The 13,445-nt window shown below is 66.1% G+C and carries 15 protein-coding genes; 8 read left to right on the top strand and 7 right to left on the bottom strand.

What is annotated here, in order from left to right; all coding sequences use genetic code 11:
- Positions 1-18: 18 nt before the first annotated feature.
- Positions 19-609 carry an NUDIX hydrolase gene (locus AC1POX_RS10235; protein WP_031422418.1) on the top strand — a complete coding sequence of 197 codons (591 nt, stop codon included), beginning with the start codon at positions 19-21 and terminating at the stop codon, positions 607-609.
- Positions 610-758: 149 nt separating this feature from the next.
- Here the strand turns inward: AC1POX_RS10235 and serA are convergent, their stop codons facing one another.
- Positions 759-2,000 (bottom strand): phosphoglycerate dehydrogenase, encoded by a 1,242-nt coding sequence (gene serA, locus AC1POX_RS10240; protein WP_014090052.1) that lies wholly within the window; start codon positions 1,998-2,000, stop codon positions 759-761.
- 208 nt (positions 2,001-2,208) lie between these two features.
- Between serA and AC1POX_RS10245 the strand changes: the two genes are divergently transcribed.
- Genes AC1POX_RS10245 through AC1POX_RS10255 form a run of 3 tightly spaced genes read left to right on the top strand, consistent with a single transcriptional unit; the run spans position 2,209 to position 5,817 of the window.
- Positions 2,209-3,627, top strand: a complete 1,419-nt coding sequence (locus AC1POX_RS10245; RefSeq protein WP_041855044.1) for an FAD-binding oxidoreductase — start codon at positions 2,209-2,211, stop codon at positions 3,625-3,627.
- 34 nt (positions 3,628-3,661) lie between these two features.
- On the top strand, positions 3,662-3,961 hold the full coding sequence (locus tag AC1POX_RS10250; protein ID WP_008571460.1) for a DUF2388 domain-containing protein: 300 nt from the start codon (positions 3,662-3,664) through the stop codon (positions 3,959-3,961).
- Positions 3,958-5,817 (top strand): DUF7844 domain-containing protein, encoded by a 1,860-nt coding sequence (locus tag AC1POX_RS10255; RefSeq protein ID WP_057680753.1) that lies wholly within the window; start codon positions 3,958-3,960, stop codon positions 5,815-5,817. The genes AC1POX_RS10250 and AC1POX_RS10255 overlap by 4 nt, the downstream gene beginning before the upstream one ends.
- A 220-nt stretch (positions 5,818-6,037) precedes the next feature.
- Here the strand turns inward: AC1POX_RS10255 and AC1POX_RS10260 are convergent, their stop codons facing one another.
- From AC1POX_RS10260 to AC1POX_RS10285, 6 genes are all read right to left on the bottom strand, one after another.
- A complete protein-coding gene (locus tag AC1POX_RS10260) occupies positions 6,038-6,424 on the bottom strand; it encodes a hypothetical protein (RefSeq protein ID WP_014090056.1) in 387 nt (128 codons plus the stop codon).
- Positions 6,424-6,990 carry an elongation factor P-like protein YeiP gene (gene yeiP / locus AC1POX_RS10265; RefSeq protein WP_008571463.1) on the bottom strand — a complete coding sequence of 189 codons (567 nt, stop codon included), beginning with the start codon at positions 6,988-6,990 and terminating at the stop codon, positions 6,424-6,426. Before yeiP ends, AC1POX_RS10260 begins: the two co-directional genes overlap by 1 nt.
- A 100-nt stretch (positions 6,991-7,090) precedes the next feature.
- On the bottom strand, positions 7,091-7,861 hold the full coding sequence (locus AC1POX_RS10270) for an SDR family NAD(P)-dependent oxidoreductase (RefSeq protein WP_372357062.1): 771 nt from the start codon (positions 7,859-7,861) through the stop codon (positions 7,091-7,093).
- A gap of 137 nt (positions 7,862-7,998) precedes the next feature.
- Entirely contained in the window at positions 7,999-8,895 is an 897-nt protein-coding gene (locus AC1POX_RS10275; protein WP_008571466.1) for a hydroxymethylglutaryl-CoA lyase, read from the bottom strand.
- A 106-nt stretch (positions 8,896-9,001) separates the two neighbouring features.
- Entirely contained in the window at positions 9,002-9,391 is a 390-nt protein-coding gene (locus tag AC1POX_RS10280) for a VOC family protein (RefSeq protein ID WP_008571467.1), read from the bottom strand.
- On the bottom strand, positions 9,388-10,185 hold the full coding sequence (locus AC1POX_RS10285; RefSeq protein WP_014090058.1) for an enoyl-CoA hydratase-related protein: 798 nt from the start codon (positions 10,183-10,185) through the stop codon (positions 9,388-9,390). Before AC1POX_RS10285 ends, AC1POX_RS10280 begins: the two co-directional genes overlap by 4 nt.
- 114 nt (positions 10,186-10,299) lie before the next feature.
- On the opposite strand from AC1POX_RS10285, the gene AC1POX_RS10290 reads away from it, so the two are divergent.
- Genes AC1POX_RS10290 through AC1POX_RS10305 form a run of 4 tightly spaced genes read left to right on the top strand, consistent with a single transcriptional unit; the run spans position 10,300 to position 13,221 of the window.
- Positions 10,300-10,548 (top strand): FeoA family protein, encoded by a 249-nt coding sequence (locus tag AC1POX_RS10290; protein ID WP_003486267.1) that lies wholly within the window; start codon positions 10,300-10,302, stop codon positions 10,546-10,548.
- Entirely contained in the window at positions 10,545-12,404 is a 1,860-nt protein-coding gene (feoB, locus tag AC1POX_RS10295) for a ferrous iron transporter B (protein ID WP_031422431.1), read from the top strand. The genes AC1POX_RS10290 and feoB overlap by 4 nt, the downstream gene beginning before the upstream one ends.
- A gap of 1 nt (position 12,405) precedes the next feature.
- A complete protein-coding gene (locus tag AC1POX_RS10300) occupies positions 12,406-12,660 on the top strand; it encodes a DUF6587 family protein (protein ID WP_008571471.1) in 255 nt (84 codons plus the stop codon).
- Positions 12,661-12,720: 60 nt separating this feature from the next.
- Positions 12,721-13,221 (top strand): hypothetical protein, encoded by a 501-nt coding sequence (locus AC1POX_RS10305; RefSeq protein ID WP_008571472.1) that lies wholly within the window; start codon positions 12,721-12,723, stop codon positions 13,219-13,221.
- Positions 13,222-13,445 lie beyond the last annotated feature (224 nt).

Raw genomic sequence — 13,445 nt, forward strand, 5'->3', positions numbered from 1 at the left:
GCAGCATGAATGGCGATAATGGCCGCCTGGCCCGCACCGGGCGACCGAGAACGACAGATGGTGGATGCAACCCTGCAGCAGCAATTGGCGGCGTACCGCCTGCGTTGGCCGGAGGAGGCCGCGCTGGCCGAGCAGTTCGTGCAATTGCTGGACGATGCCACCGATCCGTTCGTGCGCGAGCGTGTCGAAGGTCATTTCACTGGCTCGGCGTGGGTGGTCAGCGCCGACGGCACATGCACCTTGCTGACCCATCACCGCAAGCTGCAGCGTTGGCTGCAGCTGGGCGGGCACGCCGATGGCGACCGCGATCTGGCGCAGGTGGCATTACGTGAAGCGGAGGAGGAATCCGGACTCGTCGGCTTGCGGCTGGCCGACGGAGAGTTGTTCGACCTGGACCGTCACTGGATTCCGGCGCGCGGCGACGTGGCCGGGCATTGGCACTTCGATGCGCGCTACGTGGTGCTGGCCGGTGCGGACGAGGCGTTCAAGGTCAGCGAAGAATCGCTGGCGCTGGCCTGGCGCCCGATCGCCGAGCTGCTTGCCGAGCCCGAGCTCGATCCATCGCTGCGGCGGATGGCGGAAAAGTGGCTGGAGAGCCGGGAGTGGTGATTCGGGATTCGGGATTGGCAGAAGCGGTGGGCCGGCGCCGATCCATTTAGCGGGCCATGTCTGCTTCCCACAGCGTGGTTGGACCGATGAACCCACCGGTTGCGGCGAACCGCTGTTACCAATGCCGAATCCCGATTCCCAAATCCCGCTCAATACAGGACCCGCGTCCGCAAGGTGCCGGTGATCTGTCCCAGCTCGTCCTTCAGCACGCCGGCAAGCTCCTCGCTGGCGCTGACATCGATGACCACATAGCCCACCTTGGGGTCGGTGCGCAGGAACTGGCCGTCGATGTTGACGTTATGGCGCGAGAACAATTCGTTGATCTGCGACAGCACGCCCGGCACGTTGCGATGGATATGCAGCAACCGTAGGCTTTCGGCGTGCTCGGGCAGGGTGACCTCCGGGAAGTTCACCGCCGACAAGGTGCTGCCGTTGTCGCTATAGCGCACCAGCTTGGCGGCGACCTCGATCCCGATGTTGTCCTGCGCCTCCAGCGTGCTGCCGCCCACGTGCGGGGTCAGGATCACATTGTCGTGCGCAGTGAGCGGCGATTCGAACGCGTCGCCATTGCCCTTGGGCTCGATCGGAAAGACATCCACCGCCGCGCCGCCGATCTGGCCGGAGGTGAGCGCCGCGTCCAGCGCGTCGATGTCGATGACGGTGCCGCGCGAGGCGTTGATCAGGTGCGCGCCAGGCTTCATGCGGGCGATTTCGGCTGCGCCGATCATGTCCTTGGTCGACGGGGTTTCCGGCACGTGCAAGGTGACCACGTCCGAGCGCGCCAGCAGCTCGTCCAGGTCGATGGCCGCGCGTGCGTTGCCCAACGACAACTTGGTTTCGATATCGTGGAAGATCACCTGCATGCCCAACGCTTCGGCCAGCACGCCGACCTGGGTGCCGATATGCCCGTAGCCGACGATGCCCAGCACCTTGCCGCGCGTTTCGTGGCTGCCGGCGGCCGACTTGGACCAGCCGCCGCGATGGCATTGCGCGTTCTTCTGCGGAATGCCACGCAGCAATAGGATCGCTTCGGCGATGACCAGTTCGGCCACGCTGCGGGTATTGGAGTAGGGCGCGTTGAACACCGGGATGCCGGCCAGCTCGGCCGCGTCCAGGTCCACCTGGTTGGTACCGATGCAGAAGCAGCCGACTGCGATCAGGCGCTTGGCATGCGCCAGCACCTCGGCGCTCAGCTGGGTGCGTGAGCGGATGCCCACAATGTGTGCGTCGGCGATGCGGGCGATCAACTCGTCTTCCGGCAGCGATTTGGCGTGCAGTTCGATCTGCGAGTAGCCGGCGGCGCGGAACACGTCCACGGCGGTCGGGCTGATGCCTTCCAGCAACAGCACGCGGATGTCCTGCTTGGGAAACGAGGTTTTCTTCGGCGACATGGGGGAACGCAATGCAGCAATCGGGCCGGCAACTATGCCAGATGGGGTGCGCGATTGGGTGGCCGCGATGCGCTGTTCGCACCGGCGAAGCCCTTGCGGCGCAACGGTTTCAGCTGAATCCAACGCTGCGTCGGCCGTGAGTACGCCGGCTGGACGAGGCAGGCCGGCGCTGGCACGCTGTGCGGTTCCTACCGCAGCGCCGCGTGCCATGACCGATCCCCGCCTCCTTTCGTTGCAACAGGCCGTGCCTGCGTTGCGTGTGAAGACCGACCCGGCCGACCTGGAGCATTACGGGCGCGACTGGACACGCCGCTGGACGCCGAACCCACTCGCGATCGCCTTGCCGGGCTCGGTGGAGGAAGTGCAGGCGGTCGTGCGTTGGGCAAATGCGCAAGGCGTGGCGGTGGTGCCGTCGGGCGGGCGCACGGGCTTGTCCGGCGGCGCAGTGGCGGCCAACGGCGAATTGGTGTTGAGCCTGGAGCGTTTGAACAAACCGCTGGATTTCAACGCAGTGGATCGCACGCTCACCGTGCAGGCCGGCATGCCGCTGGAAGCGGTGCACAACGCCGCGCGCGAGCATGGGCTGGTGTACCCCGTAGATTTTGCGGCGCGCGGTTCGTGTTCGATCGGCGGCAATATCGCCACCAATGCCGGCGGCATCCGGGTGATCCGCTACGGCAATACGCGCGAATGGGTGGCCGGGTTGAAGGTGGTCACCGGTGGCGGCGAGTTGCTGGAACTCAACAACGCGCTGGTGAAAAATTCCAGCGGCTACGACTTCCGCCATCTGATGATCGGCTCCGAAGGCACGCTCGGCATCGTGGTCGAAGCCACGCTGCGGCTGACCGACCCGCCGCCGCCCAGCAACGTGATGTTGCTGGCGTTGCCCTCGTTCGAAGTGCTGATGCAGGTGTTTGCCGCGTTTCGCGCGCAGTTGCGCCTGGAGGCGTTCGAATTTTTCACCGATCGCGCGCTGGAACATGTGCTTGCGCATGGCGCGCAGGCGCCGTTCGCTGAGGTTCACCCGTATTACGTGGTCACCGAATTCGCCGCAGGCGATGAGGCGCAGGAGGCGGCTGCGATGGCGGCCTTCGAGACCTGCATGGAGCAGGGCTGGGTCAGCGATGGCGTGATCAGCCAGAGCGATGCACAGGCCGCGCAACTGTGGCGCCTGCGCGAGGGCATCACCGAAGCGCTGGCGCGCTACACGCCGTACAAGAACGACGTGTCGGTGCGCATCTCGGCGATGCCGGCATTCCTGGCCGAAACCCAGGCGTTGCTGCACGATGCGTATCCGCATTTCGATGTGGTGTGGTTCGGCCATATCGGCGATGGCAACCTGCACATCAACGTGCTCAAGCCCGATGGCACCAGCCAGGCCGATTTCGTTGCGGCCTGCGATCAGGTCACCAAGTTGCTGGCGCAGGCCCTGCAGCGTTTCGACGGCAGCATTTCCGCCGAACACGGCATCGGCCTGGTCAAGAAGGCCTATCTGTGGAGCACGCGCTCTGCCGAGGAAATCGCCTTGATGCGCGGCATCAAACATGTGCTCGATCCTCATCTTTTGCTGAATCCCGGCAAGCTGTTCGAGATGCATGACGCACCTGCCAACACGCCTGCCGGTTAGTCTTCCCGCACCTTCACACGGAATCGATCAGCCCATGATGCGCTCCCTCGTGTTCTGCGCTTTGACGCTGCTGCCGCTGGCAGCGTTCGCATCCAGCCTGGCCGGGACGTCGGCAGGTGCCTCGTCGGCTGGCTCGTCCAATTCGTCCGGCAGCAGCTCCGGCGACGACAAGGTGGTGGCCGACGCCCGGGAAGATGCGGCCGGTTTTGTTGCCAGCGACGGCGTCATCCGCGGTGCGCGTCTGGAAGCGGCGTTGCTGCAGTTGCGCAGCCGTAGCGACGCGGCGCGGCTGGCCAGCGACCTGGAGCTGGCGCAGTCCATTCTGGCTCGGTGAGTCTGCGCCGGCGGTGCGGCTGGCTGCTGCTGGCCGCCTTGGTCGCACCGCAGGCGCAGGCCGAATTGTTGGTCGAGGTGGTTCGCTCGGACTTGCCTGCGGCGGAGATCGAAGCAAGCAACGCGCTGGTGCAGTTGGTCGCACGGCGATTGCCGCAGGGCTGGACGCAGCGGATGGCCGCCCCGATCCAGCTGCAATGGCGCACCGATCTGCCGGCGCAGGTACACGGCCGTGCAATCGGCAATCGCATCCTGCTCGATCGCGCGCTGCTGCAGGCGTGGAGCGCGCAATCCGACGACGCACGTTCCGATCAAAACGCAGCTGCCACGCGCGCGGCGATGGCAGCGCTCATACACGAACTTGCGCATGTGTTCGATCGCGGCGCACGCAGCGCGTGGTCGCGCGATCGGCGCCTGCGCGACCTTGCCGGCTGGCAGGTGCGGCCGTGGCGGGTGGGGCGCAGCGACAATCGGTTCAGCGACCGCAGCCCGGACGAATACGAACGCCACAGCCCGGCCGAGTTCGTTGCGGTCAATTTCGAGCATTACGTGCTGGACGCCGACTACACCTGCCGGCGCCCTGCGCTGGCGGCCTGGTTTGCGCAACGCATCGGTCCGCCGCAGGGTGTTACGCCCTGCGAGACCGCGCTGCCGTACCTGCAGGCCGATAACGACGCCGGTGCGATGTCGTTGCTGACGCTGGATCCGGCACGCGTGTATGCGGTGGACTATCTGCTTGCCGAGGGTAACGAGCAGCCGATGAGCCGCTGGGGCCATAGCATGTTGCGCCTGGTGATCTGCGCACCCGGCCGTGCGCCGGGCCCCGCATGCCGGTTGGATCTGCAATACCACCGCGTGCTGTCGTTCCGCGCGTTCGTGGGCGATGTGCAGATTTCCAGCTGGCGCGGGCTCACGGGTTCGTACCCGTCGCGGCTGTTCGTGCTGCCGTTGAACCAGGTCGTGGACGAATACACCAAGGTGGAATTGCGCGCCCTGTCGTCGGTGCCGCTGGCCCTGACGCCCGACGAGGTCGCGGCCCTGCTCGAGCGCGCCGCGCAGGTGCATTGGAGTTACGACGGGCGCTATTACTTCATCGGCAACAACTGCGCGGTGGAAACCTACAAGTTGCTGCATGACGGGGTGCCGCGTCTGGCTGCAGCGAACTTGTCCTCGATCACGCCGCGCGGTCTGCGGCAACGATTGCAGCGTGCCGGCATCGCCGATCTGCAGGTGCTGGACGACCCTGCACAAGCCATCCGCCAGGGCTATTACTTCGAATCGGCGGCAGCGCATTACCAGGCCATGTTCGACGTCCTTCGGCATGGCATCGCAGTGCCGCAAACAACCGTCGCGCAGTGGCTGGAGGCCGCGCCCGAGGTGCGGGCGCAATGGTTCGATCGCGGCGGTCTGCGCGAAACTGCAGCGGCATTGTTGCTGGAGCAGGCGGCCCTGCGTCGAGAGGAATTGCTGGCGCGCGATGCGCTCAAGCGCCTGTTGCAACCGGGCATGGGCGCGCGCGACGCGGTGCAGGGACAGCTGCAAGCGCTGTTCGCGCGCCAGGCGCAACTCAGTCATCCGGCGGTGCTGTTGGGCAGCGCGGGGTATGGCTTGCCACAAGCGGACGAGCAGCAACAGCTGAGCGCGCGCGTGGCGCAGGAAAGCGCGGTGTTGGTCGATGGCTGGAAACAGCTGCAGCTGGCTGGACGCCAGCAATTGCCAGCCAACGTGCGCAATGGACTGCAGCAGGGCGAAGCGAATGTGGAGCGTTTGCGCGCGCGCCTGCGCGTGCTTGCGCGCGGTGATGCCGCCGCCGACAAAGCGCACTCGGAGGTGCGCATCCCTATGCAGGTGCAATAGCACGCGTGCCGGCCCCTCTCCCGCTGGGAGAGGGTTGGGGTGAGGGCAGGGGCAGCCCGGATTCTCCGAATTGCCTCGCCCTCATCGAGCGGGCGGCGCGCCAACTTCTCTTGGCGAGAACGGAACGGCTGCAGTCTTCAGCCGTGAGTTGTGGCGACGCTGCCACTAGCAGGAGTAATCCACCTCACTGGCACGCAGCTGTCAGATCAGCCGATGCATCTCAGCCGGCCGGTTGCAGATCCGCTTGCTTGGAATACTGGCGCAGCCATTGGCTGACATGCGCATCCTTGCGGTACTGCCGCATCAACTTGGCCAGGCGTTCCGGCGCCGGCGTGCAGAACTGTGCCACGGCCACTTCGATTTCATGCCGGCGGTCGGCGTCATACGGCTCTTCGCCGGCGAAGTGCTCGCAGGTGTCGTAGTCGTCGACCAGTTTGCGCACATCCTCCGGCATGCCGCACAGGCCTGCCGGATGCTGCAGCCATTCGTCTTCCACCTTGGGATCGGTGCAGGCCACCGGCGCAGGCGTTGCGGTCTGCGTCGGTGTTTGTTGCACGCTGCAGGCCGCCAGCACACCCACGGCCACGACAACAGCAACGCGACGCATCAGTCGGCGCGACCGGCAAATTCGCCCGTGGTGGTGTTGACCAGCACGCGTTCGCCATTGGTGATGTACTCGGGCACCATGATTTCCATGCCGGTGTTGAGCTTGGCCGGCTTGGGCCGCTTGGTGGCGGTGCCGCCCTTCAATTCCGGCGGAGTCTCTACCACTTCCAGCGTCACCGTCTGCGGCAGTTGTACGGCCACCGGCTGGTCGTCGATCACTTGCACGTAGATGCCGGTCAGACCATCGGTGATGTAGCCGGCGTCGGTGCCGATCACGTCCGCATCCAGCGTGTACGGGGTGAAGTCTTCGTCGTCCATGAACACGAACGCTTCGCCATCCTTGTACGAGAACGTGGACTGCCGGCGCAGCAGCTCCACTTCCGGCAGGTTGTCGTCGGCATCGAAGCTGGCGTCGGTTTTCACCCCGCCCGGCACGCTGTACATGATGAAACGAAAGCGCACATTGCCGCCGCGGCCCTGCGGCGAGCTGCGTTCGATGTCGCGGATCTGGTAAATGCCGCCGTTGTATTCGACGACGTTGCCTTTCTTGATGTCGTTGGCTTTCATGGGAATCGGGAGTAGGGAATGGGAAATCGAAAAAGCCGGGGCCGGGGTGCTGAGAGCAGGGCGCCGTTACGATTCCCCATTCCCGATTCCCCAATCCCCGCTACTTGGGTACCAACCGCACGCCGCCGTCCAGGCGAATCACTTCGCCGTTGAGGTAGCGGTTGCGCAGGATGAAGGCGACGGTGTCGGCGTATTCGTCGGGCTGGCCCAGACGCGAGGGGAACGGGATGGAGGCGGCCAGCGATTGCTGCACGGCCTCGGGCATGCCGTCGACCATCGGGGTCCAGAACACGCCCGGCGCGATCGTCATCACGCGGATACCGAAGCGCGCCAGTTCGCGTGCCATCGGCAAGGTCATGCCGACCACGCCGCCTTTGCTTGCCGCATACGCTGCCTGGCCGATCTGGCCCTCGAATGCCGCCACCGAGGCGGTATTGACGATCACGCCGCGCTCGCCGTCATCGCCGGCGGTGTTGTGTTGCATGACATCGGCAGCGGCCTTGGCCACGTTGAAGCTGCCGACCAGATTCACCAGCACGGTGTTGCGGAAGGTGGCCAACGGCATCGGCGCTTCCTTGCCCAGCACGCGACCGGCGCCCAGGATGCCGGCGCAATTCACCACCAGGTTGAGCCCGCCCAGCGCCTGTGCAGCCTGCGCCACATTGGCGGCCACCTGCGCTTCGTCGGTGACATCGGTGGCGAAGTAATGCGCGTTGCCGGCACCGAGCAGCGCCAGCGCGGCCTGGGCCCTGTCGGCGTTGACATCGAACAACGCGACCTTGCCGCCGTCGACCACCAGACGCTGTGCGACCGCCAGGCCGAGGCCGGAAACGCCGCCGGTGACGATGGCAAGAACAGAAGATGGCTGCATGCGGTGGTTCCCTAAAATAGCGTTGGTGGCCGGTGTTGGCGGCAAACGAACGATCGGCGGAGCGGTCGGCAATTCTAGCCCAAGCCCCTGCGTGATCGCGGTGGTCGGTGATGCACGATTGCGCGGGCAGGAAAACCTCAGCCGGCGGCAGCCAACGCCTTGCCGACCTTGCTGCCGGTGTCGCGACCGAGCAGCTGCGCCAGCCAGCGGCCGGTGCGGGCCAGGGCAGGCAGGTCGATGCCGGTGGGCATGCCCAGCCCCTGCAACAGGTACACCACGTCTTCGCTGGCGACGTTGCCGCTGGCGCCCCTGGCATACGGGCAGCCGCCCGCACCGGACACGGCCGCATCGATCACGCGTACGCCTTGCTCCAGGCATGCGGCGATATTGGCCAGCGCCTGCCCATAGGTATCGTGGAAATGCACCGCCAACGCCTGCATCGGCACCGCCTGCGCCACCGCGGCCAGCATCTGACGCGCCTTGACCGGCGTGCCTACGCCAATGGTGTCGCCCAGCGAGATTTCATAGCAGCCGAGTGCGTGCAGACGTTGCGCCACATCGACCACATCGGCCACCGGCACTTCGCCCTGGTACGGGCAGCCCAGCACGGTGGAGACGTAGCCGCGCACGCGCACACCATCGAGCGCGGCCTGCTGCAGGATCGGCCGAAAGCGTTCGATCGATTCGTCGATGCCGGCGTTGGTATTGGTGCGATTGAACGCCTCCGACGCCGCGGTGAAGACCGCCACTTCCTGCGCCCCGGCCGCGCGTGCGCGTTCGTAGCCCTGCAGGTTGGGCACCAGCACCGGATATGCGATGCCCGGCACCTGCGCGATGCCGGCAAACACCTCGGCGGCGTCGGCCAGCTGCGGTACCCAGCGCGGGCTGACGAAGCTGGTTGCTTCAATCGTGCGCAGCCCGGTGGCCGAGAGTTGATCGATCAACGCGATCTTGTCGGCAGTGGCGATCGGCTGCGCTTCGTTTTGCAGGCCATCGCGTGGGCCAACTTCGACAATGCGGACGAAGTCGCTCATGCGCTCACATCGCGGCGCGCATGACGTCGTGCAGGCATCGCCGCAACTGCGTGCGTGGTGGCGGCCGAATGCGTGGACAAGGAAACCAGGGACATCGGAAAGAGACTCATGCGGGGAGGTGGCAGACCGCTTCGCAGTTGTGGCCATCGGGATCGAGCACGAAGGCGCTGTAATAGTGTGGATGGTAATGCGGGCGCAGCCCGGGCGCGCCGTGATCGCGGCCACCGGCGGCCAGCGCAGCACGATGAAACGCATCCACGCTGTGGCGGTCGCTCGCCGTCAGCGCGACATGGGTGGTGCCCGGCGCCTGCGCGTGGGAGCCCAGCCAGAGAAACGGGCGCTCGGTGCCGAAGCCGGCATGCGCGCGGCCGCCGGTTTGCGCGGCCGTCAGTTCCACCAGCAGCGTGATGCCCAGGGGCGCCAGCGCGGCCCGGTAGAACGCGGTGCTGGTTTGCAGGTCGCTGCAGGCCAGGCCGATATGGTCGATCGCGCTCACGCCATGCTCTCCGGCATCCACGCGGCGCTGCGCTTGTCCAGAAACGCACCCAGGCCTTCCTGGCCTTCGGGCGACACGCGCAGACGGGCAATCAAGGCCGCATTGGCGGCATCGATGGCATCGCGGTCGGCAGTTGGCAGCACCGAGCGCACCAGCGCCTTGGCGCTGCTGGTGGCCAGCGGCGCCGCTGCCAGCAACAGGCGAACCTGGCGTTCCACTGCGATATCCAGCTGGTCGGCGGCCACCAGCTGGTGCAGCAGACCCAGCAACTGCGCGGTGCCGGCATCGAAGATCTCGGCGGTTGCGAACCAGCGCCGCGCCTGGCGCGCGCCGATCGCTGCAACCACATAGGGCGAAATGACCGCCGGCAGCAGGCCGAGCTTGCTTTCGGTCAGGCCGAAGCGCGCCTCGGTACAACCGATGGCGATATCGCAACACGCCACCAGGCCGACACCGCCGCCGAAAGCAGCGCCGTTGACGCGCGCGATGGTGGGCTTGGGCAGTTCATCCAGGGTGCGCATCAGCTGCGCCAGCGCCAGTGCGTCGGCGGCGTTCTCGGCTTCGCTGGCGCTGACCATGCCGCGCATCCAGTTCAGGTCTGCGCCGGCCGAAAAGGCCGCGCCATCACCGGTCAGCACGACGACGCGGACCTGCGACGCCCGGCCCGCCTCGCGTAATGCATCGGTCAACGCCGCGATCAGCGTCGCATCGAAGGCGTTATGTACTGCGGGCCGATGCAATCGCAAGGTGCGGACCGCTCCGTGGTCTTCGACGATCAAGCCGGTGTCCTGCATTGCGTACGTCCATGAATGGGATGCGAACCATGATAGCGGGCCGGGTCGCCGGAGCCATGACGCGGTGCGTCGATGCTAGAATTGAGAACCATTCCTAACAATCAGGCCGTCTTTGTGACGCTGTCCGACATGCCTTTGCATCGCGCCGCCATCGTGGACTCCGTGGAGGATCGTCTCCCCAACGACACGATCGCCCGGCGCTTGCGGGAGTTGGGGTTTGTCGCAGGCGAGGAAGTCACGGTGCTGGCCACCGGGCCGGTCGGCCGCGAACCGTTGTTGGTGCAGGTGGGCTATACGCGTTTTGCCCTGCGGCGCAGCGAGGCTGCGCGCGTGCAGGTGCGCCATGCGGGAGGATCGGCATGAGCGCGGCCACCGTTCCGCTGCGTCTGGCGCTGGTTGGCAACCCCAACAGCGGCAAGACCGCACTGTTCAACCAGCTGACCGGCAGCCGGCAGAAAGTGGCCAATTACACCGGCGTCACCGTCGAGCGTAAGGAAGGCCACTTCCGCGCACCGTCCGGGCGCGACTTTGCGGTGCTGGATCTGCCCGGCGCCTACAGCCTGCAACCGGCGAGCCTGGACGAGGCGATCACCCGCGACCTGTGCCGTGGCTTTTATCCGGGCGAGCCGGCGCCGGACGTGCTGGTCTATGTGATGGATGCGACCAATCTGCGCCTGCATCTGCGCTTTGCGTTGGAACTGCGCGAGCTCGGCCGGCCGATGATCGTGGCGCTGAACATGATGGATGCCGCACAGCGACGCGGCATTGTCATCGACCTGCCGGCGCTGGAGCAGGCGCTCGGCGTGCCGGTGGTCGAAACGGTGGCGGTGCGGCGCGGTGGTGCCAAGGTGCTGGTCGAGCGGCTCGACGCGCAGGCGGCACGCCTGACGGCGCCCGCCGCCAATCCGCCGGCCGACGGTAATTATCACGCGCTGGTGCGGCAGATCCTGGGCGCAGCGGTGACCATGCCCACCCGCACCTCGCGCGTGGACGATGCGCTGGACCGCTGGCTGCTGCATCCGATCTGGGGCCTGGTCACGCTGGCGGTGGTGATGTTCATGATCTTCCAGGCGGTCTATGCCTGGGCTGCGCCGGTCATGGACCTGATCGACGGCGGCACCGCCGCCTTGGGCGAGTGGGTCGGCGCGACGTTGCCGGAAGGTCCGCTCAACAGCTTGCTCAAGGATGGCGTCATCGCCGGGCTGGGCGGGGTGATCGTGTTCCTGCCGCAGATCCTGATCCTGTTCGCCTTCATCCTGGCCTTGGAAGAATCCGGCTACCTGCCGCGTGCGGCGTTTCTGCTCGATCGCATGATGTCGGTGGCCGGTTTGTCGGGGCGCTCGTTCATTCCGCTGTTGTCGAGTTTTGCCTGTGCGGTGCCGGGCATCATGTCCACGCGCAGCATCCAGGACCCGCGCGACCGGCTCGCCACCATCATGGTCGCGCCGCTGATGACGTGTTCGGCGCGGTTGCCGGTGTATGCGTTGTTGATCGGCGCCTTCATTCCGCAGAAGACCGTGTGGGGCATCTTCAACCAGCAGGGACTGGTGCTGTTCGGTCTGTACGCTGCGGCCATCGTCAGTGCGCTGCTGGTCTCGTGGACGATGAAGAAATGGCGGCGCGACAAGAGCGAGCACCCGTTGATGCTGGAGCTGCCGTCCTACCGCGTGCCGCAGGTACGCGACTTGGCGCTGGGGCTGTGGGAGCGCGCCTGGATCTTCCTCAAGCGCGTGGGCGGCATCATCCTGGCGCTGACCATCCTGCTGTGGTTCCTGCTGTCGTTTCCCGAGGCGCCGGCCAATGCCACCTTGCCGGCAATCGACTACAGCTTCGCCGGTCGTATTGGCCACGCAATGGCAGTGTTCTTCGCACCGCTGGGCTTCAACTGGCAGATCTGCATCGCGTTGATTCCCGGCCTGGCCGCACGCGAAGTGGCGGTGGCCTCGCTGGCCACGGTATACGCGTTGTCTGCTGCCGACGACGACGCGGCAGCGCAGGCGTTGTCGCCGTTGATCAGCGACGGGTGGTCGCTGGCCACCGCGTTGTCGCTGCTGGTCTGGTACATCTACGCACCGATGTGCATCTCCACGCTGGCCACGATCAAGCGCGAAACCAACTCGTGGAAGCAGATGACCATCAGCGCCGTGTACCTGTTCGCGCTGGCCTACCTGGCGTCGCTGGTGACCTACCAGCTGGCCGTGCTGCTGGGGGCCGGCTGAGATGACGCTTTCGCTCACGCTGCAATACCTGGTGATCGCCATCGCAGTGCTGGTCAGCCTGTGGGTGGTGATGAAGAAACAGTTTCCCGGTGTGCTGCGTCGCCTGCGTGGCGCGCTTGCGCTTGGGCTGCTGCGCAGCGGGCGGCCGGCATGGGTGCAGGCACTGGGTCGTCGCGTAGCACCGCCTGCCGCCCAAAACGTCTCCGCCTGCGGTGGTTGCGACAGCTGCGGCCCGACACCGCCCCGCAGCCACTGACCCCCGTCGTCTGGTCTACACTTGCGCGGCCGCAGGACGCGGCCAGACAAGGGGGCGGTGATGCGTTTGCTGGTGTTGTTGGCGGTGCTGGCCGCCGTTGCGGGTCTCTATAACTATGGCGGCAACGCGCTCGACGAGAAGCAGGTGCGCGATTTCTATGCCGCGCACGACAAGGCGATGTTGAGCCAGGACGGCGAGGCGCTCTGCGCAATGACCGCGCCGGAATTCGAAATGGTGGTGCTGTACCGCATGGATTCCCATCAGCAGCGGCAGACCGCCAACCGCGAGAAATATTGCAAATCCAACGGCGAATGGGCGCAGGTGCTGCGGCAGATGAGCCACGTGGCCGATCCGGAAGAGCTGATCGACTACAAACAGTCCATCACCAAGATCGATATCGCCGCAGACGAACATTCGGCGATGGTCGAAACGCGTGCCACGCTCGGTCTGCCGGGCGTGCGCATGACCTTTCGCACACGCGACAAGGTGATCCGCAAGCGCTGGAAGACGCTCATCGCCCACAGCGAAGGCACGGCCTGGGTCGGCCCGGCGTATCAATAAGCGCAGCTGACCAAGCGACTGCGCTTGCCCCAGCGGCGCGGTCGTCGCTGGATGCGGCCTGTGCGATGCAGACAGGGCAGCTGCAATGCGCGCTCCACGGTTGGCTGGCGATTGCCGGCGACGTGCTGCCGGTCTCCCGGCTCCGTGCCGGGCCAGGCGAGCGGCCAGCGCTCCGTCGCTGCACTGCACAGCGCCGCAACCACTGGCGTTCGCTATGCTTGCGC

The organism is Xanthomonas sp. NCPPB 3442 (genome assembly GCF_056725145.1).

Bases quoted from the DNA above. Each gene is read 5' to 3' on its own strand.
- AC1POX_RS10260 (WP_014090056.1), bottom strand. From the start codon at position 6,424: ATGCGTCGCGTTGCTGTTGTCGTGGCCGTGGGTGTGCTGGCGGCCTGC.
- AC1POX_RS10245 (WP_041855044.1), top strand. From the start codon at position 2,209: ATGACCGATCCCCGCCTCCTTTCGTTGCAACAGGCCGTGCCTGCGTTG.
- AC1POX_RS10305 (WP_008571472.1), top strand. From the start codon at position 12,721: ATGCGTTTGCTGGTGTTGTTGGCGGTGCTGGCCGCCGTTGCGGGTCTC.
- AC1POX_RS10235 (WP_031422418.1), top strand. From the start codon at position 19: ATGGCCGCCTGGCCCGCACCGGGCGACCGAGAACGACAGATGGTGGAT.
- AC1POX_RS10270 (WP_372357062.1), bottom strand. From the start codon at position 7,861: ATGCAGCCATCTTCTGTTCTTGCCATCGTCACCGGCGGCGTTTCCGGC.
- AC1POX_RS10285 (WP_014090058.1), bottom strand. From the start codon at position 10,185: ATGCAGGACACCGGCTTGATCGTCGAAGACCACGGAGCGGTCCGCACC.
- AC1POX_RS10250 (WP_008571460.1), top strand. From the start codon at position 3,662: ATGATGCGCTCCCTCGTGTTCTGCGCTTTGACGCTGCTGCCGCTGGCA.
- AC1POX_RS10300 (WP_008571471.1), top strand. From the start codon at position 12,406: ATGACGCTTTCGCTCACGCTGCAATACCTGGTGATCGCCATCGCAGTG.
- AC1POX_RS10275 (WP_008571466.1), bottom strand. From the start codon at position 8,895: ATGAGCGACTTCGTCCGCATTGTCGAAGTTGGCCCACGCGATGGCCTG.
- feoB (WP_031422431.1), top strand. From the start codon at position 10,545: ATGAGCGCGGCCACCGTTCCGCTGCGTCTGGCGCTGGTTGGCAACCCC.
- serA (WP_014090052.1), bottom strand. From the start codon at position 2,000: ATGTCGCCGAAGAAAACCTCGTTTCCCAAGCAGGACATCCGCGTGCTG.
- yeiP (WP_008571463.1), bottom strand. From the start codon at position 6,990: ATGAAAGCCAACGACATCAAGAAAGGCAACGTCGTCGAATACAACGGC.